22 protein-coding genes are annotated in these 21411 nt (G+C 33.0%); 3 read left to right on the forward strand and 19 right to left on the reverse strand.

From position 1 onward, the window contains the following. The first annotated feature begins 99 nt into the window (after positions 1-99). A complete protein-coding gene (locus tag C7H52_RS02245) occupies positions 100-714 on the forward strand; it encodes a thioredoxin family protein (RefSeq protein WP_106462258.1) in 615 nt (204 codons plus the stop codon). Positions 715-898: 184 nt separating this feature from the next. Here C7H52_RS02245 and C7H52_RS02250 read toward each other — a convergent pair whose 3' ends face one another. Genes C7H52_RS02250 through C7H52_RS02270 form a run of 5 tightly spaced genes read right to left on the reverse strand, consistent with a single transcriptional unit; the run spans position 899 to position 4348 of the window. Next, a complete protein-coding gene (locus C7H52_RS02250; protein ID WP_106462259.1) occupies positions 899-1615 on the reverse strand; it encodes an energy transducer TonB family protein in 717 nt (238 codons plus the stop codon). A gap of 35 nt (positions 1616-1650) precedes the next feature. Next, a complete protein-coding gene (truB, locus tag C7H52_RS02255) occupies positions 1651-2340 on the reverse strand; it encodes a tRNA pseudouridine(55) synthase TruB (protein ID WP_106462260.1) in 690 nt (229 codons plus the stop codon). 5 nt (positions 2341-2345) lie between these two features. Further along, positions 2346-3140: an undecaprenyl-diphosphate phosphatase gene (locus C7H52_RS02260; RefSeq protein WP_106462261.1), complete on the reverse strand. Its 795-nt coding sequence runs from the start codon at positions 3138-3140 to the stop codon at positions 2346-2348. A gap of 47 nt (positions 3141-3187) precedes the next feature. Then, positions 3188-3439, reverse strand: a complete 252-nt coding sequence (locus tag C7H52_RS02265) for a DUF3098 domain-containing protein (RefSeq protein ID WP_106462262.1) — start codon at positions 3437-3439, stop codon at positions 3188-3190. A gap of 33 nt (positions 3440-3472) precedes the next feature. After that, entirely contained in the window at positions 3473-4348 is an 876-nt protein-coding gene (locus tag C7H52_RS02270; protein WP_106462263.1) for a cell division protein FtsX, read from the reverse strand. A gap of 123 nt (positions 4349-4471) precedes the next feature. On the opposite strand from C7H52_RS02270, the gene C7H52_RS02275 reads away from it, so the two are divergent. Continuing rightward, positions 4472-7627 carry a leucine--tRNA ligase gene (locus tag C7H52_RS02275; protein ID WP_106462264.1) on the forward strand — a complete coding sequence of 1052 codons (3156 nt, stop codon included), beginning with the start codon at positions 4472-4474 and terminating at the stop codon, positions 7625-7627. A gap of 44 nt (positions 7628-7671) precedes the next feature. On the opposite strand, the gene C7H52_RS02280 is transcribed toward C7H52_RS02275, so the two are convergent. After that, entirely contained in the window at positions 7672-8628 is a 957-nt protein-coding gene (locus C7H52_RS02280) for an endonuclease/exonuclease/phosphatase family protein (protein ID WP_106462265.1), read from the reverse strand. An 80-nt stretch (positions 8629-8708) separates the two neighbouring features. On the opposite strand from C7H52_RS02280, the gene hflX reads away from it, so the two are divergent. After that, a complete protein-coding gene (gene hflX, locus C7H52_RS02285; RefSeq protein ID WP_106462266.1) occupies positions 8709-9935 on the forward strand; it encodes a GTPase HflX in 1227 nt (408 codons plus the stop codon). A gap of 76 nt (positions 9936-10011) precedes the next feature. Here hflX and C7H52_RS02290 read toward each other — a convergent pair whose 3' ends face one another. The 13 genes from C7H52_RS02290 to sufB all read right to left on the reverse strand — a co-directional run bounded on the left by C7H52_RS02290 (position 10012) and on the right by sufB (position 21398). Continuing rightward, on the reverse strand, positions 10012-10917 hold the full coding sequence (locus C7H52_RS02290; RefSeq protein ID WP_106462267.1) for a DUF3078 domain-containing protein: 906 nt from the start codon (positions 10915-10917) through the stop codon (positions 10012-10014). Positions 10918-11010: 93 nt separating this feature from the next. Beyond that, entirely contained in the window at positions 11011-11517 is a 507-nt protein-coding gene (locus tag C7H52_RS02295; RefSeq protein ID WP_106462268.1) for a DUF2480 family protein, read from the reverse strand. Positions 11518-11547: 30 nt separating this feature from the next. Beyond that, positions 11548-11874 carry an SUF system Fe-S cluster assembly protein gene (locus C7H52_RS02300; protein ID WP_106462269.1) on the reverse strand — a complete coding sequence of 109 codons (327 nt, stop codon included), beginning with the start codon at positions 11872-11874 and terminating at the stop codon, positions 11548-11550. A gap of 30 nt (positions 11875-11904) precedes the next feature. Then, entirely contained in the window at positions 11905-12330 is a 426-nt protein-coding gene (locus tag C7H52_RS02305; RefSeq protein WP_106462270.1) for a SufE family protein, read from the reverse strand. A 58-nt stretch (positions 12331-12388) separates the two neighbouring features. Then, positions 12389-12877, reverse strand: a complete 489-nt coding sequence (locus C7H52_RS02310) for a hypothetical protein (RefSeq protein WP_146129997.1) — start codon at positions 12875-12877, stop codon at positions 12389-12391. A 76-nt stretch (positions 12878-12953) separates the two neighbouring features. Further along, the gene (locus tag C7H52_RS02315; protein ID WP_106462272.1) at positions 12954-14033 is read right to left on the reverse strand and encodes a zinc metalloprotease; all 1080 of its coding nucleotides are present in this window, start codon (positions 14031-14033) and stop codon (positions 12954-12956) included. A gap of 117 nt (positions 14034-14150) precedes the next feature. Next, positions 14151-15365 carry an aminotransferase class V-fold PLP-dependent enzyme gene (locus C7H52_RS02320; RefSeq protein ID WP_106462273.1) on the reverse strand — a complete coding sequence of 405 codons (1215 nt, stop codon included), beginning with the start codon at positions 15363-15365 and terminating at the stop codon, positions 14151-14153. Between the two features lie 54 nt (positions 15366-15419). Beyond that, entirely contained in the window at positions 15420-16223 is an 804-nt protein-coding gene (locus tag C7H52_RS02325; RefSeq protein WP_106462274.1) for a hypothetical protein, read from the reverse strand. 204 nt (positions 16224-16427) lie between these two features. Continuing rightward, on the reverse strand, positions 16428-17741 hold the full coding sequence (gene sufD, locus C7H52_RS02330) for a Fe-S cluster assembly protein SufD (protein ID WP_106462275.1): 1314 nt from the start codon (positions 17739-17741) through the stop codon (positions 16428-16430). 141 nt (positions 17742-17882) lie between these two features. After that, a complete protein-coding gene (gene sufC, locus C7H52_RS02335; protein ID WP_106462276.1) occupies positions 17883-18635 on the reverse strand; it encodes a Fe-S cluster assembly ATPase SufC in 753 nt (250 codons plus the stop codon). Positions 18636-18662: 27 nt separating this feature from the next. Continuing rightward, positions 18663-19070 carry a hypothetical protein gene (locus tag C7H52_RS02340; protein ID WP_106462277.1) on the reverse strand — a complete coding sequence of 136 codons (408 nt, stop codon included), beginning with the start codon at positions 19068-19070 and terminating at the stop codon, positions 18663-18665. A gap of 10 nt (positions 19071-19080) precedes the next feature. Then, a complete protein-coding gene (locus tag C7H52_RS02345; RefSeq protein WP_106462278.1) occupies positions 19081-19938 on the reverse strand; it encodes an N-acyl homoserine lactonase family protein in 858 nt (285 codons plus the stop codon). Positions 19939-19949: 11 nt separating this feature from the next. Next, positions 19950-21398: a Fe-S cluster assembly protein SufB gene (gene sufB, locus C7H52_RS02350; protein WP_106462279.1), complete on the reverse strand. Its 1449-nt coding sequence runs from the start codon at positions 21396-21398 to the stop codon at positions 19950-19952. Positions 21399-21411: the final 13 nt, after the last annotated feature.

Here is a 21411-nt window from a genome sequence, read left to right on the forward strand (position 1 = left end):
AGCTATTTTTTCACCTAAACTAAAAGCAGTTTTAATTTTAAGTTCTTGTAAGTAATAATTTTTTTTGCAACTAAGATATAGAATTATTAGTTTTAAATTATGGAAATAAACACCTTGACCTTGGAAGATATTCTTAATATAAGTCTTCAAAAAGGGATGAATTATTCGGCTTACAGAACTTTGGTTTCGCAATTAGTAGGGCAAAATAGCACCACTGGAAAGGAAAAAACCGAAGCCTTAGCCAATTATACCAAGCTTAACGACAAACGTATGAAGCGTTGGGATAAAACCGTTAAAATTCCTGAAGCGCTTCAACAAAAAATTATAAATTATCCGCACCACCTCAGTTTTTTAGTACTAACTGAAAGTTGGTGTGGTGATGCTGCACATATAATTCCGGTTTTAAATAAAATAGCGGTTTTAAATCCTAAAATTGAATTAAAACTGGTGTTAAGAGATGATAATGAACCTTTAATGAACCACTTTTTAACCAATGGTGGAAAAGCCATACCAAAACTTATAGCTCTAAACCAAGATAAACATATACAATTTACCTACGGACCAAGACCAAAAGAAGCGACGCAATTAGTTAATAACTATAAAACACAACATGGCGCTCTAACTCCAGAATTTAAAGAAGAGTTACAGCACTGGTATAATAAAAATAAGGGACAAGCCGTTTTGGAAGATTTAGAAGCGCTTTTAGAAATATAGTTAACCGGCGTCTAATTAGAATTATGATTTAAGGAAAAAGCCGTTTTTATATAAATTTTTTAACTAAGCTATATACCTTTCTACTACGCTCGCGGAGACGTAATATTAAATACTATAGTCTGTTTCTTGTCTGGTCGAGCGAAGTCGAGACCTATTTATAATACAATAGACCTCTTAGTAAAATCTATTGGAATAAATAGGTAATGGTACCTAATTGACTTGAAGTTGTTGCGGTACTAAAATTAGCACGTTTGGCATATTTTAAAGCTTGTTCTTGCAAACAGCCGTTTGAAGAAGACAAACTACTATTTACTTTTGCGTTAGTAACTTTACCGGAACCATTGACTTCTATACTTATTACAATTTTTCCGCCACCATCACATAAATAAACAGGAATTGGTAAATGGTTAGCAGTTCTATTTACTAAAGAATAGCTTACCGTACTATTTTTATTAGCATTGGAGATGTTGTTGCTTTTTTGCTGCTCTAAAATTCGGTTGGCTTTATCGTAAGCATTGACCTTTTTTTTATCTATTGCAGCTACTTTTTTCGTCTTATTCTCGGTAATGGTATTAGTTTCAGAGAAATCATCTTCCGTTTCGGTAGTTTCTTCTTCTGCCGATTCAAATTTAAAATCTTCAGCTGGAGGAACAACGTAAGCTTGAGCTAAAGCTTTCTGTGTTTCATTAAACGCCTGGTTAGTTTGAGATTCCTGATTGATATCTTGTTCTGTTTCTTCTGTGGGGTCTTCTGGCACTTCTTCAACTACAGTTTCAACTTCAAAAAATTCAATAACAGTACTTCTTTTATCTATAAAAGCCACATTAATTAATAACATAAGCAAGCACACACTTATGCCAAGTGAGATGAGTAATGCCTTATGTTCTCCAGATAATTTCATTATAATACAACTTTAAAGTTAGTTTAAAAGTGTACTTAATGCGTTAAGTTTTTTATAAATTCTTCTATGCTAACCGCATTATTCACATTAAAATCGCCAATTTTTGTACGTCTTAGAGCAGACAAATGGGCTCCAGAATGTAAGGCTTTTCCAAAGTCGTGTGCCAAGGAACGGATATAGGTACCTTTACTACACACCACCTTAAAATCTAAAAAGCGGTCATTAATCTGAGTAATTTCGAAACTTTCAATGGTAATTTTACGAGACTTTATTTCCACACTTTCTCCTGCACGCGCAAATTCATATAAACGCTTGCCTTCTTTTTTTATGGCTGAAAATATGGGTGGATACTGATTTATTTCTCCTGTAAATTGTTTTGTGGTTTCGTGAATTAAGTCTTCTGTAATATGCGAGGTGTCGAAAGTTTGGTCAATTTCGGTCTCGAGATCATAAGAAGGTGTGGTAGCCCCTAAAACAATAGTTCCTGTATATTCTTTAATTTGACCTTGGAACGTATCAATTTGCTTTGTCATTTTACCAGTACAAATCACCAGTAAACCGGTTGCTAAGGGATCTAAAGTACCGGCATGACCTACTTTTATTTTTTTTATGTTGAAGGCTTGCCGTATTTCCCATCGTAATTTATTAACCGCTTGAAAAGACGTCCAATGTAATGGTTTATCTATAAGTAATACTTGTCCTGCCTGATAATCGTCTCCTGTCATAGTTCTTAACTTAGTATTGAAAATCCTATTGCAATACAACCTACAATAGCACAATATATAGCAAAGTAAGACAATTTACTTTTTTTAACCAGAGAAATCATCCAAGTACATGCCACTAATCCCGCTAAAAAAGCAGCAACAAATCCTGCCGATAGTGCTAAGGTATTTTGTCCATCTAAACTTAAATCGCCTCCAATAATATCTTTAGCAATCTTTCCAAAAATTAAAGGAATAACCATTAAAAAAGAAAAACGAGCCGCTTTAGTTTTATCGTTTCCTAATAATACCGATGTAGAAATAGTTGCGCCAGATCTAGAAATACCTGGAAGCATAGCAATAGCCTGAGAGATTCCTATAATAAAAGCATCTTTAAAGTTTACCGGTTTATTCGTGCTTTTAGCTTTATCTGCAAAAAATAATAATACAGCTGTTATTAGCAACATACAGCCTACAAATAAAATATTTGCTCCAAAAAGATCTTCCAATTGTTTTTCAAAAAGTAAACCAATAATTACCGCAGGAATCATTGATACAATAATTTTAACTATAAACTGCGTGTCTTCATCCCAAGAGAACGAGAATAAACTTTTTAAAATACTTAAAATATCTTTTCTAAAAACAACTACGGTACTTAATGCAGTTGCAAAGTGTAATAATACAGTTAACAGTAAACTTTCTTCAGGTAAGGATTGATCGCCAAGAATGGCTTTACCTAATTCCAAATGCCCACTTGAGGATACGGGTAAAAACTCGGTTAAACCTTGTATAATACCTAAAATAATTGAATCTAAAATGTCCATGACACAAAAGTATTAAAAAGAAAGATTAATACTTCAAATATATAACACTAGACGTCTTTTTTGTCTTCTTTACGCGTTAATATAGCATAAACCTGTATGCCAAACCCTATTATAATTAAAGCTGGAGCCAAACGAATACGTCTCCATGAAAATATCGCATCGCTAAACACATTAGGGTCGTCACTGCCTCCGCCAGACATTAAAATAAAACCTAAAGCCATTACTGCAAGACCAATAAACATAAATTTATAGTTGCGTTTTCCAAAAACAAATTCCTTTTCCTGAGAAGATTTAGCCATGATTTAATTTTTTAAACGATAAAAATACTATAATTAATACAATTGATCGGTTTTTAGATTTAAAAAGCGTTGCGTTGCTAAGAACGTTGAAAACCACGTAATTAAAATACCTAACAAAAAGACTCCAGCAAACAGCGCAATTAAATAGACCTGATTGGTTAATAGGGTTAATTCTGGGAATGTTTTATCTATATAATACAATACAAAGCCCATGCCTATTAAAGCAATAATTGCACCTATAATTCCCAACTTAATACTATTTAAAATAAATGGCCATCTAATAAAACGTTTTGTGGCTCCAACCATTTGCATGGTTTTTATGGTAAATCGTTTTGAGTAGACCGAAAGTCTTATAGAACTATTTATTAATAACACCGCAATTAAAGTAAAAATACCGCTTAATAATAGTACCCAGAAGCTAATTTTCCTAACATTATCGTTCATTAAGTTTACCAGGTCATTATCGTAACTTACTTCGGCTACAAAGTTTTTAGACAAGGCATCTTTACTAATTTCTTCCAATTTTTCAGAAGTTACAAAATCGGCTTTTAAATTAATATCTATAGAGTTTTGCAGCGGATTAAACCCTAAAAACTGCATAAAATCTTCGCCATTTTCAGCTTTTAAAATTTCTGCAGCTTGTTCTTTAGACACGTAATTAGTAGATTTTACATAATCTGCAATTGCCAAACTTTTTTCTAATTGCTTAATTTCTATGTCTTTTGCAGTATCTTTTAAATAAATAGTTACGGTAACCTGCTCTCTAAAATGATTGGCTACTTTATTGGCATTAATAACTAAAAGACCTAAAAGACCCAATAAAAATAATACAAGTGCAATACTTAATACTACAGAGAAATAGGACGAAATTAATTTACGTTTTTGAAATTTATCAAAAGAGGAACTCATAGAAACTTAATTATTAGGTAAAAATAAAAAGAATTTAATTCTTATAATGATTACAACGTATAATCTTTTAATCTTCTTATAATAAGTTTAAATTTGCGTCTTATTAAGCTGAAAAAACAACTCATGCACTATAATTTTAACGACATTGAAGCCAAATGGCAAAAATATTGGAATGACCACCAAACGTTTAAAGCCTCTAATAACTCAGATAAACCGAAATATTATGTTTTAGACATGTTTCCTTATCCGTCTGGAGCAGGTTTACATGTTGGGCATCCGTTAGGATATATAGCAAGCGATATTTATGCGCGTTACAAGCGTCACCAAGGTTTTAATGTACTTCACCCGCAAGGTTATGATAGTTTTGGATTACCTGCAGAGCAGTATGCCATACAAACAGGACAACATCCAAAAAATACCACGGAAATCAACATTGATGGTTGTCTGGACAATGAAGGAAATTTGATAAAAAAATATCTTAAGGATGATGGGACTATAAAAGACTCAGCTTTAATTGAAAAAGGCAAAATTATTTCAGTTAAAGATGAAAATTATCAAAATTATGTCATCAAAGGATACAGAAGACAGCTAGATAAAATTGGTTTTTCTTTCGATTGGTCTCGAGAAGTGCGCACCAGCGACCCAGACTATTACAAATGGACACAGTGGATTTTTATTCAGTTATTTGAGTCTTGGTATAACAACGAGACTAATAAGGCAGAACCTATAGATAGCTTAACTGCAATATTTTCTTCGGAAGGAAATGCAAACGTTAACGCGGTTTGCGATGAAGATATTGAAGCCTTTACTGCAGACCAATGGAATGCGTTTTCTTCTGAAAAACAACAAGATATTTTATTACAATACCGCTTAACTTATTTAGCCGAAACTGAAGTTAATTGGTGTCCGGTTTTAGGAACCGTATTAGCTAACGACGAAATTGTTAATGGCGTTTCAGAGCGTGGTGGACATCCCGTTATTCGTAAAAAAATGACTCAATGGTCTATGCGTATTTCCGCTTATGCCGAACGTTTATTACAAGGTTTAGAAACCGTAGATTTTACAGAATCGCTAAAGGAAACACAACGTAATTGGATTGGAAAATCTCAAGGCGCAGAAGTAGAATTCAGAATTCAGAATTCAGAATTCAGAATTTCCGTTTTTACGACGCGACCAGACACTATTTTTGGCGTTAGTTTTATGACATTGGCGCCAGAACACGACTTGGTAAACAAAATTACCACACCAGAACAACAACAAGCGGTTAACGACTATATAGAAGCTACCGCAAAACGTAGCGAACGCGATAGAATGGCAGATGTAAAAACCATTTCTGGTGTATTTACAGGTGCCTATGCAGAACATCCATTTACTAAAGAGCCCATTCCAGTTTGGATAGGCGATTACGTGTTAGCAAGCTACGGAACTGGAGCAGTTATGGCAGTACCTTGTGGCGACCAACGTGATTACGATTTTGCCAAACATTTTAATATTCCTATTCCTAATATTTTTGAAGGTGTAGACATTTCTACCGAAGCTTTTACAGGAAAAGATAACGTTGTTATTGCCAATAGCGGTTTCCTAAATGGTTTAAACTACAAAAAAGCCACTAAATTGGCTATTTACAACTTAGAACAATTAGGTCAAGGAAAAGGAAAAACCAATTACCGCTTACGTGATGCTGTTTTTAGTCGTCAACGTTATTGGGGCGAACCATTTCCGGTTTATTATGTAAATGGCAAACCACAAATGATTGCTACAGAACATTTACCAATTGTATTACCAGAAGTAGAAAAATATTTACCAACCGAAGAAGGCGAGCCACCATTAGGTCGCGCCGATGTTTGGGCTTGGTGTACAAAAACAAATAAAGTGGTCAGTAACCAGTTAATAGACCATAAAACAGTATTTCCTTTAGAGTTAAATACTATGCCAGGTTGGGCAGGAAGTTCTTGGTATTTCTTTAGATATATGGAAGAAAAAGCCAATAGAGACCAAGCTTTTGCAAGTGAAGACGCGCTTAACTATTGGGAAAGTGTCGATTTATACATTGGTGGTAGCGAGCATGCTACGGGACATTTACTATACTCTCGTTTTTGGGTAAAATTCCTAAAAGATAGAGGTTTTGTAAACATTGAAGAACCTTTTAAAAAGCTCATTAACCAAGGAATGATTTTGGGGACAAGTGCTTTTGCAAGTATACTTAAGTTCGACCCTATAAACATTAGCGAAAATCAAATGGAAGATATTTCGAAATTAATCAAAAGAATCGGAAGTATCTTTATTAGTTATGATTATAAAAAAATAATCCCAAATTCAACTAAACAATTAAGTCTTGAAGAATTAAAAAATATTGATGAAAATTTATTCAACAATATTGATGAATTAATTGATTTAGATAGTTTACCGACTCTAAGGACAAATGAAATATTTATTTATATTGAGCCATTTTACCCTATTAATATAAATTTTGTAGATACTTCAAACAAAATTATATTTAATCAAAACTTTTTAATTGACCACATGTATTTAAACTTCAAGAAAAAAGCTATTTTAAATTCCGAAAATGAATTTATAGTTTCTCGTGAGGTTGAAAAAATGTCGAAATCTAAATATAACGTTGTTAGTCCAGATGCCATTTGTGCCGAATATGGTGCCGATAGTTTACGTTTATACGAAATGTTTTTAGGACCATTAGAGCAATACAAACCTTGGAATACAGCAGGCATTACAGGTGTGCATGGTTTCCTTAAAAAACTTTGGAAATTATATATAGACGATAATGGTGTAAAAGTAACCGATGCAGAGCCAACAAAAGACAACTTGAAAACGTTACATAAAACCATTAAAAAGGTACAAGAAGACATAGAGAATTTCTCTTTCAACACGTCGGTTTCTACCTTTATGATTGCGGTTAACGAGCTTGGTGCTCAAAAATGCACCAGTCGTGAGATTTTAGAACCGTTATTGGTATTAATTTCGCCTTATGCGCCACACATTGCTGAAGAACTATACAGTTTGTTAGGTCATACAACTTCTATTTCTACAGTTACTTTTCCAAAATTTGACGAAAGTCACTTAATAGAAAGCAGCAAAGTGTATCCGGTATCTTTTAATGGTAAAATGCGTTTTACTATGGAGCTACCATTAGATCTTAGTAAAGACGAAATTGAGAAAATTGTTATGGCAGACGAAAGAACCCAAAAACAATTAGACGGAAAAACACCTAAGAAAGTAATTATTGTTCCAGGTAAAATTATCAACCTAGCTGGTTTTTAATACAGCATATTATAAATAAAAAAGAGCGCCATGTGCGCTCTTTTTTATTTTTTAAAAATACTATATACGGGAAAGTGGTCGCTATAACCACCTTTATAACTTTTCCCCACATAGGTTCGGTAAGGTGTTCCCTTATAATCACCTTCCTGTTGTTTTAAAAATTCAGGGTCAAAGATATTTGCGGTATCAAATTTTAAGCTGTTTTTTTTACGTTCAAAACAGTTTATAGATAAAATAATCTGGTCAAATAAGTTCCACTCGCCACGATGTACCGTAGTACCACGATCTATAGACAGTAAGGTATCCATCGGGTTGTACAACTGATTGTTATTAACTAGATTTTTTACACTTTCACTACTCGGATCGTCGTTAAAATCGCCCATTATAATAATCTTAGCCTGTTCATTTTTACTTCTAATATTTTGTATGGTTTCTGAAACAAGATTTGAAACCTCTAGTCGTTTGGTACCATTTTCATTATCACTACGTTTAGATGGCCAATGGTTGACTAACACATCTAATTTTTCGCCCATAAACTTTCCGTAAACATGTAAAATATCTCTGGTATAATCGACATCTCCATTAGCTTCTTCAAACACAATTGCTTTCACTTCAGCATGAATAACTTCAAATTTTTCAGAATTATACAGTAAAGCCACGTCAATACCGCGCTCATCTTTAGAATCGAAATGCACGTATTTATAATTGCCATTTGCTAATGCTTCAGCCTGAATTAAATCGTTTAAAACTTGTTTATTTTCAACTTCAGCTAAACCAACTATTACTGGCAAATCCTGTGTTTCTGCTATACCAATCTGAGAAATCGCATAACTAATTTTTTTAATTTTATTCTTGTAGCGTTTTAAAGTCCAACGCATTTCCGAGTTTTCGGTAAAATCGGAATCATGTTTTAATTTATCGTTATAAATATCAAACAGGTTTTCAATATTATAAAATGCAAAACAATAGCGTTTTTTGCTGCGAAATGGGTTTTTTATCAAAGTTAAATATTTTGTAAGGTTTAAAAATACAAAATAATAAGTCTAAGCAAATGATTAACTTTGTAGTCTTATTATAATCTATGTTAGAAAAAAAAGATATTAGTTTAGAACGTTGCGTTTTAATTGGAGTAATAACCCAAGAACAAGACGAAGTAAAATCCAAAGAATACTTAGACGAGTTAGAGTTTTTAACCTATACCGCTGGTGGAGAAACCATAAAGCGTTTTACCCAGAAAATGGAGATGCCTAACCCTAAAACCTTTTTAGGAACAGGTAAGTTAGATGATGTTAGGCAATTTATAGAATCTAATGATATTGGAACCGCTATTTTTGATGATGAATTATCGGCTTCTCAACAACGTAATATTGGTGAAATATTACAATGTAAAGTTTTAGACAGGACCAATCTAATCTTAGATATTTTTGCACAACGTGCACAAACTAGTTATGCGCGTACACAGGTAGAATTAGCACAATGCGAATATTTGCTACCAAGATTACGAGGAATGTGGACGCACCTTGAACGTCAAAAAGGTGGTATTGGTATGCGTGGACCTGGTGAAACAGAGATTGAAACCGATAGACGTATTGTAAGAGATAAAATAGCGCTCTTAAAAAAGAAAATTGAAGTCATAGACAAGCAGCAAGCTGTACAACGAGGAAATCGCGGTAAAATGGTTCGTGTGGCTTTAGTAGGTTACACCAATGTTGGAAAATCTACTTTAATGAATACTATTAGTAAAAGTAAAGTTTTTGCCGAGAACAAGCTTTTTGCAACTTTAGATACGACTGTTCGTAAAGTCGTTATTCAGAACCTGCCATTTTTATTAAGTGATACGGTTGGGTTTATTAGAAAACTTCCTACACAATTGGTGGACAGTTTTAAGAGTACTTTGGATGAAGTGCGTGAAGCCGATTTACTGTTACACGTGGTAGATATTTCTCATCCTAATTTTGAAGATCATATCGCATCTGTAAATAAAATTTTAGGCGAAATACATTGTGCAGATAAAGCTACAATCATGGTGTTTAATAAAATTGATGCTTATGAAGCGGAACCTTTTGACGAAACCGATTTAATAGCGATAAGAACAAAAGCACATTATAGTTTAAGTGAATGGAAAAAAACTTGGATGAATAAAATTGGAAATAATGCTTTATTTATTTCTGCAACAAACAAAGAAAATCTTGAAGATTTTAAAGCCAGAGTTTACCAAGAAGTAAGAGATATACACGTAACACGTTTTCCGTACAACGAATTTTTATATCCGGATTACGATTATGACAATATGGGTGAAGAAGAATAACCATTCTTTATCTTTTCAAAATAAAAAGCCACACTAAATAGTGTGGCTTTTTATTTTTAATCAGATTGAAAGGGATTTAAAAAGTATAGTTAAACCCTAAACCAAACACTTCTCTAATCTGAAACCCTTTAGAGCCATCGTTAGTAATAACGTTATCATCATAAATAGCTTGAAATGCGATGTTAGCCGACATAAATTTATTAATCTTCATAGCTAAATTCATGGTGTAATCGATATCTACATTTTGTGGCTTATCTAAGTAGTTAGAATATAAGTTTAAAATGTTTTCCATAGTTACATTCTCTACCAATTTAAGCTTGTAATACGCGTTTAAAGAGGCTCCAAATTCAAAACGAGAGGTTTCATTAGCTTCTACACCAAAATAACCACCAGCATCGTTAAATTCATCTTCAAAACCAGGCGCAACCGCAGTAAATTCATCATGTACAAATATAAAACGTGCTGTAGCAGGCGCTATGTTTACACTTAAATTATTAGATTTTTTCCATAACATTCCAGGTCCAACCTGTAAATAAGCAGGAGAGAAAAAGTGAGTTATTTTTTCTCCGTCCTCATTGAAACCAGAATCCATTTGTGTTTTAAAGTTTAAAAAAGCTGAATAAAACCAAGTTGCACTACCTTTTACTTCCTTTCCTAATAAAGACGTAAACTCTAAGCGGTCATCTGTTTTTGTAAAGTTTTCAGCATCGTCTATTTTTGTAACACCGTAAGCTACAATAAATCTGTTATCCCAGATAATATCATCATTTACATAGTTAAAATCGTAATTTAAAGATAAGTTACCTGCAATACTAGATACACCACCTGCAGTCCAGTTATTGTTAAATGCCGATTGGTTAAACAATACTTGAAATTGCCCAGATCTAGTCCATCCTTGCTTTGTAGAATCTGCTTCTTTGTCTTGCGCATTCATTGAAACCAGTCCAACAAATAATGCCATAATAAGTGTTAGTTTTTTCATGTCTTTTTAATTTTGAAAATGCAAAAGTACTATTTCTTTATAGTTTAGAAAATAGAAAAATGTCTTATTTCTGAAAAGTCTATAACTATCTTATCACTTACGCTTATATAAAGGCACAGCAGAACAAGCTTCTCCAAACATGATGGATTTAGCAATTGGTTTTAATAAGTTGGTTGCCATAATATAAGCACTATTAGGTACCGGCTTTTTAGCACAGCCTTTTATAATTACGGGCTTATCCTTAAACTCGGTAAGATCTAAATCTTGTAATTGATTTTGATATAATGTGGTTTCTAGTGCTACTAAATCTCCTGAAGCAGTGTAAGCAGAATGAGGCTGCAATGCAATAGCAATTAACATATAAGCCCAATCTGGCACTATGGCATCTGTACTACAATATATAGCAACATAGCAAGACTTATACTGTTCCCAATTATGAGTTTTAACGCGTTCTCTAAAATCTTTTTCTCTAAGAATTAACTCATGTTCCAACCAATCTTTTAAGTCAATAACAATACGTGGTCCAGGCACATAATAATCTTCAAGGTCAAAAACCTTTAAAACACTATTGGATACGCGATTTATAATTTCGTCTGGCATACTAAAAAGAAGTGGTTATATTAATACAAATTAAAGCATTCCTAATTCCAGCTTAGCTTCTTCACTCATTAAGTCCTGAGTCCAAGGTGGATCGAATGTAATTTCTACTTCTGCGTCGTTAACATCTTTTAAAGATCTTACCTTATCCTCTACTTCTTTTGGTAAAGTTTCGGCTACCGGGCAATTAGGTGTGGTTAAAGTCATTAAAATTTTAACATCGTAATCTTCATTTACAAACACATCATAGATTAATCCTAGTTCGTATATGTCTACAGGAATTTCCGGATCAAAAATGGTTTTTAAAACTTTTACAATTTTTTCACCTAATTCTGCTGTATCTATAGTTGTTTCGCTCATGTTATTATAAATTTAATCAATTAAAAAACTTTAATTAACTTGGGTTTGGTATGCAATAGCATACATTTTTAATTGCTTAATCATGCTGACTAGGCCATTTGCTCGTGTTGGAGACAAATGTTCTTTCAGTCCAATTTCATCTATAAAATCGGTATTGGCTTCCATGATAGCCTTTGGAGATTGGTTTGAAAATACACGGATAAGTATAGCAATAATCCCTTTGGTAATTATGGCATCACTATCTGCCGTAAACTCAATTTTATTATCATTAAATTCGGCATGAACCCAAACTTTACTTTGGCAACCTTTTATAATATTATCTTCCGTTTTAAATTGCTCGTCTATTAAGGGTAATGTTTTACCAAGATCTATCATATACTGGTAACGCTCTTCCCAATCTTCAAACATAGAAAATTCGTCAATAATATCTTCCTGTATCTCTTGTATGCTTTGCATGTCTAAAACTTCATTTTAAGTATTCAGTGCAAAATTAATGAAAAGCCTTGTAATGACCTTAGTTTTTAGATGGTATTAACGACATCATTTTATCAATAATGGGAGCAATAGCTTTATGAGGGTTTCCAGCATCAAAAGTTGGAGTTTGAAGACCTTCTTCATCTTTTTGTACATATATTGAAAAAGTTGCGTGTGCAGCGCCATCATATTGGTGCGCTTTGCTTGGAGCTTCTAAACTCGGTATTGTTTTAACATCTAAGTCTGCCATAAGTAGCATCAAGTCGTTCCAATTTTTTTCTGTATTTGAAATAGCTATTAACTCGTCATTACGATTTAGTTTATAGTTTATAAATTTTTCTGTAATTCTAACCAAAATATGAGAACCTCTTGAGTTTGCTGTATATTCTAACATTTGTATGTTATTAATCATGTCTCTTTTTTCTTGGGTTAGACTACTATAATTATCACCAGTGTTTGAAGCTAAATCTTTAGAGCCTCCACAGGCATTTATCATAATGGTACTGAATATTATTAGTATAAATTTCATAAGAATAGTTTTTGTTCTCTTAATAATACAAAAAAGACGCCAAAAATGGCGTCTTTTACTTTAAAGTATTTTATAATTAATTTGCCATAGCTGCTCTTGGTCCACCTGAAGCAAAAATAGAACGCATTCTTACTTTTTGACCACTAGAGAACATACTCATACAAGCATCATTTGTGTAATCCATATAATTCATGGTCATATCATTAGATCTACAGTTTACAGTAGGATAAGATGGGCATCCATAATTTGGACCGTCTGAGCTTGGTGTATCTGCTACAAAATCATCCTGACGACATCTTCCATCTCCCCATATGTGGCGTAAGTTTAAATAGTGTCCAACTTCATGTGTTAAAGTTCTACCACCATCAAAAGGTGCTGCTACATAACCCGTTGTCCCAAAATACTGAGGTGAAACTACCACTCCATCTGTACTCGCTGGACCTCCTGGAAATTGTGCGTATCCTAAAATACCACCACCAATATTACATACCCAGATGTTTAAATGCGTATTTGGAGATACAGGTGGATAAGCTATTTTCATAGCATCATTTGTACCCCATGAAGTTCTAGAGTTTGAATATCTAAATGTATTGGCTAGCGTAAAGTTAATTTCTGAATCTGCTGCTAAACCAGAAAATTCACTAGGAATTGAGTTGGCATCAGAGTTCGTTTTTCTAAAATCTTGATTTAAAACATTTATTTGTGAATTAATTTGAGAACTACTAATGTTTTCATTAGAGTTACTATAAATAACATGTACATAAACTGGAATATTTATTACTCCTAAATTATCTGAAGTGTCACCACCACCAGTTCCTCCATCAGAACCACCGCCTCCATTATTTCCATTTCCATTTCCGTTTCCAGGTTTCATGTTTGCAGCAAATACTCTAGAATTGTATTCGATATCATACATTTTTTTATTTAAACCTTTATTCTCATTTAACAAGCGGTTTAAGTTAACCATAGAATAACACGAAGATTTTCCGTTAGCCATTCTATTTTGTTCATCTATATCTGCGTCTGTATAAAGGTAGAAATCGGACATATCTACTTTATTCTGCGTATCGGTATTTGCGATTTCATCAGATTTGTCATCGCTACAAGATGTAGCAAATAAACCTAGTGCTGTTAGAATTAAAAATGTTTTTTTCATAAATAATTATATTTAATTAATATTCTCTATGAACTTATTAATTATTTATGAGTTTTGTTGTGAATTTATCTCATTTATGATATCATTAACGTTTCGTTAACAATTAAAAAACATCCTTTAACTCAACATCATTTTTGCTTTTTTAACTCCTGCTACTAATGCATCTACCTCATTTTTAGTGTTGTAGAAAGCAAATGAAGCTCTTACGGTTCCCGGAATATTATAAAATGTCATAATTGGTTGTGCACAATGGTGACCTGTTCTTACCGCAATACCCATTTTATCTAGTAAAGTTCCAACATCGTAGGGATGAATATCTTCCAGATTAAATGATATTACAGAGGTTTTGTCTTTTGAGGTTCCAAATATTTTTAGTCCTTCAATTTTAAGTAATTCTGACGTGGCATAGTCTAAAAGTTCATGCTCGTAAGTGGCAATGTTATCGAAACCTATCGCATTCATATAATCTATTGCCGCTCCAAAAGCAATACCACCACAAATGTTTGGAGTTCCAGCTTCAAATTTATGAGGCAAACCTGCATAGGTGGTTTTTTCAAAACTCACTGTTGCAATCATTTCTCCTCCACCTTGGTAAGGTGGCAATTTTTCCAACCATTCTTGTTTCCCGTATAGCATACCAACGCCGGTTGGACCGCACATTTTATGGGCAGAGGTCACATAAAAATCGACATCTAAAGCCTGAACATCTGGTTTTAAATGCGGACAAGCCTGAGCACCATCTATTAAAACCGCTGCGCCCACCTGACGCGCTTGTTTTATGATGTAATCGATAGGGTTTATAGTTCCTAACGCATTTGAAATATGGTTGGTAAACACCAACTTGGTTTTAGGGTTTAGTAAACTGTTATAAGCATCCATATCTAAAGCACCTTCCAATGTCATAGGAATGACCTTTAAAATTGCTCCAGTTTTCTCACAAAGCATTTGCCAAGGGACAATATTACTATGATGTTCTAAAGCCGAAACAATGATTTCGTCTCCTTTTTCTAATAGCGAAGCAAAGCCATGTGCCACTAAATTGATGCTCTCTGTTGTTCCTGAAGTTAGAATAATTTCGTAAGCTTCTTTAGCATTAAAATGCTTTTGGATTTTAAGACGTGCTTCTTCATATTTATCGGTTGCTTCTTGACTTAAACTATGCACACCACGATGTATATTAGCATTGTAATTACTATAATAATCTACAATAACATCTATTACCTGTTGTGGCGTTTGGGAAGTTGCACCATTATCTAAATAGACTAATGGCTTACCATTAACTTCTCTTTTTAAGATTGGGAAATCTTCTCTTATTTTCTTTACATCTAGCATACTACAAAAATACGCTTTGTTAGTTTAATAGAGAATTTTTTTATGGATTTCGAGTTAAAAATAAGTGTACGCGTTACTACTAGAGGTACATCTTACCACATTACCATAGGCGTCATATTCTGGATTTTTGCAAACTATAGATTGTGCATTTGCAGAATAACCATTCTCTTTAACCAATTCATCTATAAGTGTCCCATTTTGGTTGTAGGTTTGATTAATAATGTAGTAACCATTACCTCTAGAATATGTTATTTTACCATCTTTAAAATTTGAATAATCATAGCTATTGTAAAAGCCTGTGTTTTCCTCATTATCCGACCATAATCTGCTTTCAACAAGTCTTTTATTATCGTCATATGTATAGGTCGCTATTTCGTTTTTAAAACTATAGTTATGTACCGATTTATCTGTTATTTCTTTTACTAATAGATTGTTTTTATACTCAAAAGTCATTGGATCTATTTGGTAGTAATCTGGTAAATTTTCTGACTCTAGAAGTTTAAAATTAGTGATAAAGTCTTTTTCGTTTTTAGTGTATTCAGTTTTCATCCAACCATTATCTTCTACATAAGAAACTTTATGAATGGTGTTGTTATTAGGATAAAAATAGGCTTCATTTAGAGTTTTATTTCCTTCGCTGTCTATAACGTAAACTTTATCTAATTGCTTTTGTGCATTAAACTCGTAATAATAATACTGATTTATATGTGCTGTTTTTACTGGACCTTTTAAGTTAAAATGTTCTAGCTTATATTTTAAAGCTACTGGGTTAAAAGGCGCTTTTGCAATTGAAGGGTTTTGTTGTGCATTAACGTTTACTATAAAGAAAACGATTAAAATTTTAACGATAGTTTTCATGCTTTTAGATTTTAATATAAACCTCTAAAAAACTCGATGAATAAACCATACGTCAATTGTCGTATTTTTTTAGCCTTGATAGAAGCGGCATCCTTTTTTTGCTTTGGCAAATGGCAAAAAAAGATTTAGTGGATAGCAAGATGAGCTCCAAATAAAAAAGCAGCTACTTAAAAGTAACTGCTTTAATATATAAGTTTTAAGCTTTTACAAATCAAAACCTATTTTAACCGCTAATTTGTTTGCAATTAATTTGGTGATGCGTTGTTTTAATTCTGGTATTTTAACAGAGCTTAATACGTTGTTACTAAAGGCATACATTAATAAGGCTTTAGCTTCTTTTTCTGGAATACCACGTTGTTTCATGTAAAACAATGCACTTTCGTCTAGTTGTCCAATAGTACAACCATGAGAACATTTAACATCGTCTGCAAAAATTTCTAATTGTGGTTTTGTATTAATAGTGGCTTTATCGCTAGTTAATATGTTATTATTAGCTTGGAAAGCGTTGGTTTTTTGTGCTTCTTTTTCTACTAAAACCTTACCATTAAATACACCGGTAGAATTATCGTTAAAAATTCCTTTATAATCCTGGTGACTTTCGCAATTTGGCTCGATATGGTGAACCAATGTATTATGGTCTACGTGTTGTTTATCTCCAATAATAGTAATTCCTTTCATGGTCGAGTCTAAATACTCTCCATTTTGATAGAAATTTAAATTATTACGAGTTAATTTACCACCAAATGAAAACGTGTGTACCGATGCAAAACTTTTATCTTTTTGCTCTACAAACGTACTATCTATTAATGAAGCTTCTTGATTATCGTTTTGAATTTTATAGTAGTCTAACTGGGCACTTTTATTTACAAATATTTCGGTTACAGAATTTGTAAATACGGGATTACTGGTTAAACTCTGGTGACGCTCTATAATTTGAACTTGTGCATTCTCCTCGACTACAATTAAGTTTCTGGGTTGCAGCATTAAAGCCGACTCATTTCCTGTTGAAAAGTGTACAATCTGAATTGGTTTTTCAACCACTTTATGTTTTGGAATATGAATGTATGCGCCTTCCTTAGAAAAAGCAGTGTTTAAAGCTGTTAAGCTGGTTTGCTTAGCTACTTTATTAAAATATTGATTGACAGTCGCTTTATATTTTTCTTTTTCTAATGCTGAAGACATTAAACACACATCGATACCTTCATGAGTAGTTTGAGAAAGATGTGAAGAATATTTACCGTCTATAAATACAATTTTATAGGTGTCTATATCATGAATAAAGTATTTTTTTACATCGCTATACTCTATGGCATTTTCCTGCTTAGGAAATACACTGTAATCTTGCTTTGTAATACTTTTAAGTGATGTATACTTCCAGTCTTCTTCCTTTTTAGATGGAAAACCTTGAGTTTCAAATATTTTTATTGCCTCACTTCTGATGTCATGAATACTAGAGTGTACGTCGACATGATCTTCAAACGCTAAAAACGAGGTTAATATTTTATCTTTTAAATCCATTGTTTTGAGTCTTCAGTAAACAGTCTGTAGTATATTCTACAAAAAACTGTATTCTTTTACTTATTTTATAATAGCTTTAGTTGATATCTGTAATTGGCAAAATTTCAAATTTGCCAAAAGAAATTAAACAACTTAAACCTATTATGCTTTCATTTCTTCTTTAATCCAGTCGTAACCTTTTTCTTCTAGCTTTAAGGCTAAAGAGGCATCTCCAGATTTAACAATTTTACCATCCATTAAAACATGTACAAAATCTGGTACAATATAGTCTAATAGTCTTTGGTAATGGGTGATAACAATAACAGCATTGTCTTTACTCTTTAGTTTATTAACACCATTTGAAACAATTCGCAAGGCATCGATATCTAAACCAGAATCTGTTTCATCTAAAATAGCCAGTTTTGGTTCCAGCATAGCCATTTGAAAAATTTCATTACGCTTTTTCTCTCCTCCAGAAAACCCTTCATTTAAAGAACGAGATAAAAACTTACGGTCAATTTCTAAAAGTTCTGCTTTTTCCTTTATCATTTTAAGCATTTCATTAGCAGGCATATCTTCTAAACCTTTAGCTTTACGCGTTTCATTAATTGCTGTTTTCATGAAATTGGTTACAGAAACACCAGGAATTTCTACTGGATATTGAAATGACAAGAAAATCCCTTTATGTGCACGCTCTTCAGCCGATAAATCTTCAATATTTTCTTTGTCTAAAAGAATTCTTCCTTCTGTAATTTCGTACTCTTCTTTACCTGCCACTACAGAAGCTAAAGTACTTTTACCAGCACCATTAGGTCCCATAATAGCATGAACTTCTCCAGGTTTAACGTCTAAATTAATTCCTTTTAAAATGGCTTTATCACCAATATTTGAGTGTAAATTTTCTATTTTAAGCATTATAATTTGTTTCGTTTATTTTAAAACTTATTGTTTTTCTAATGTAATAACTTCGTTTTCTTTTGCTGGTAAAGCCTCCACAGAAATAATTTTTTTAATATTTATTCTAAAATCCCAGCCTTCTTCTCCTTCAGGTTTTTTTTCAATAAGTCCTTTAACTCGTGCTTTTACCATATCGGTATCTTGTTTTTTTAAAGGCTTAGCCATATTTACAAGTTCCTGACTTTTTTCATTCATAACAACCCCAAACAAGCTTGTTGGTGTTTGAAAAACTGCAGCATCTGCATAGTAAATAAAATTACCTTCTAAAAGTGTAAAACCATCATTTTCGTCTTCAGAAGTGTTTACCACTTCATCTTGATTGTTTTCTTTTTGATCTGTCTTACACGCGGTTGCTATAAGGCATAAAACAATTAAAGTAATTACTTTTTTCATGATTTACTTATTAATACATACGTCTGTTATACGTGTTGAAATCATTTAAGTCATGCTGAATGATTACACGTGCATTTTTACTTTCTACAAATGTTTCAAAATCTTCAATCGATTTTTGACTTTGTGGAATATCAAAATTAAATTGTGGAACAATACCCGATTCTCTATTTTCTCTAAAATGGTAAATGTCTCCAGAAAGTATTATTGGTCCTTCATTTGGCAAATCTAAAAACAATACTTGATGTCCAGCAGTATGTCCTGGCATAGATTTAATAATTACTGAACCGTCTCCAAACACATCGTAATCTCCATTAACAACCTCTTTATTTTCTAAAGTCGCAAAAGAACTTACATCATAAAACGCATTGTTTTTAATTTCAGGACTGTTAATAAAATCCATTTCTTTTTGTTGTACTATCCATTTAGCATTTGAAAACGCATTAGCTGCTCCTGTATGATCAAAATGAATATGAGAAAATGCAATGTGAGTAATATCTTTAGGTGTTATTTTCAATTTTGCAAATTGATTCTTTAAAGAGTCTGGTCTTGATATAGTAAAAGCACCATCTGGGGTTGTGTAAGGTTCTTTCCCTACAATACCTTCTGGTAAACCTGTGTCCCAAAGTAACTTTCCTTTTGGATGATTAATGACATAATAGGCATTTGCTAAAAGTTTAGACTCTCCTTTATACGTCTCGCCTTGAGCAAATATGTTTAAGTTGTTGGCTTTTATATTACCACCATCTAAAATGTATAAACTTATTTCGGGTTTGTCTGTAGTTTCTTCGACAGTTTCTGTATTTTTTTTATCTTTTTTACAAGCAAAAACACTTACTAGAATGACGAATAGTATACTAAATCTTTTCATATTCTTTAATTTTAACCTACAGAACCTTCTAAACTAATTTCAAGTAATTTTTGTGCTTCTACTGCAAACTCCATTGGTAGCTTATTTAATACTTCCTTACTAAAACCATTAACAATTAAGGCAATAGCTTTTTCTGTATCTATACCACGCTGGTTACAGTAAAAAATCTGGTCTTCACCAATTTTACTTGTGGTCGCTTCGTGTTCTATTTGAGCTGTTTTATTTTTTGTTTCTATGTATGGAAATGTATGTGCACCACATTCATTACCCATTAATAAACTATCACATTGCGAAAAATTTCTTGCGTTTTCGGCTCGAGAATTTATTTGAACTAATCCTCTATATGAGTTTTGGGATTTTCCAGCTGAAATACCTTTAGAAATAATGGTAGACTTAGTGTTTTTTCCTAAGTGAATCATTTTTGTTCCAGTATCTGCCTGCTGATGGTTATTGGTAACCGCTATAGAATAAAATTCTCCAGTAGAGTTATCGCCTTTTAGAATACATGACGGATATTTCCAAGTTACAGCCGATCCGGTTTCTACCTGAGTCCATGATATTTTAGAATTCGTTTCACATAATCCTCTTTTAGTCACGAAATTGTAAACTCCACCTTTTCCTTCAGAGTTTCCCGGATACCAGTTTTGAACTGTACTATATTTAATTTCGGCATCATCTAAAGCAATAAGCTCTACAACCGCTGCGTGTAATTGATTTTCGTCACGACTTGGCGCTGTACAACCTTCTAAATAAGACACATAACTACCTTCATCTGCAATTACTAAAGTTCTTTCAAACTGCCCGGTTCCTGCCTGATTAATTCTGAAATATGTAGATAATTCCATAGGACAACGCACGCCTTTTGGAATATAACAGAAAGACCCGTCACTAAATACTGCGCTATTTAAAGCCGCGTAGTAATTATCGGTTGTTGGTACTACAGTACCAATATATTTTTTAACTAATTCTGGATATTCTTGGATTGCCTCAGAAATTGGCATAAATATGATTCCTTTCTCAGCTAATGTCTTTTTAAAGGTTGTAGCAACAGAGACTGAATCTACTACAATATCCATTGCAATATTATTCATCTTTTTCTGTTCATCCACAGAAATACCCAACTTTTTGTACATAGCCAACAAATCTGGATCTACGTCGTCTAAGGTCTTATTAGGGTCTACAGATTTTGGTGCAGAATAATAAGCTATAGATTGAAAGTCTGGTTTTTTATAGGTAACATTTGCCCAATCTGGCTCGGTCATGGCTTCCCAAATGCGGTAAGCTTCTAATCGCCAGTTGGTCATCCATTCTGGTTCGTTTTTTTTCTTTGAAATGGCGCGAACAATATCTTCATTTAAACCAATCGGAAAGGTTTCAGATTCCATTTCTGTATAAAAACCATATTCGTATTCCTTGGTTTTTAATTCTTCTCTTAAATCGTCCTCGGTATATTTTGACATAAATTTTGTCTTG

The sequence above is a fragment of the Aurantibacter aestuarii genome, assembly GCF_003008425.1.
In the GTDB taxonomy this organism is placed as follows: domain Bacteria; phylum Bacteroidota; class Bacteroidia; order Flavobacteriales; family Flavobacteriaceae; genus Aurantibacter; species Aurantibacter aestuarii.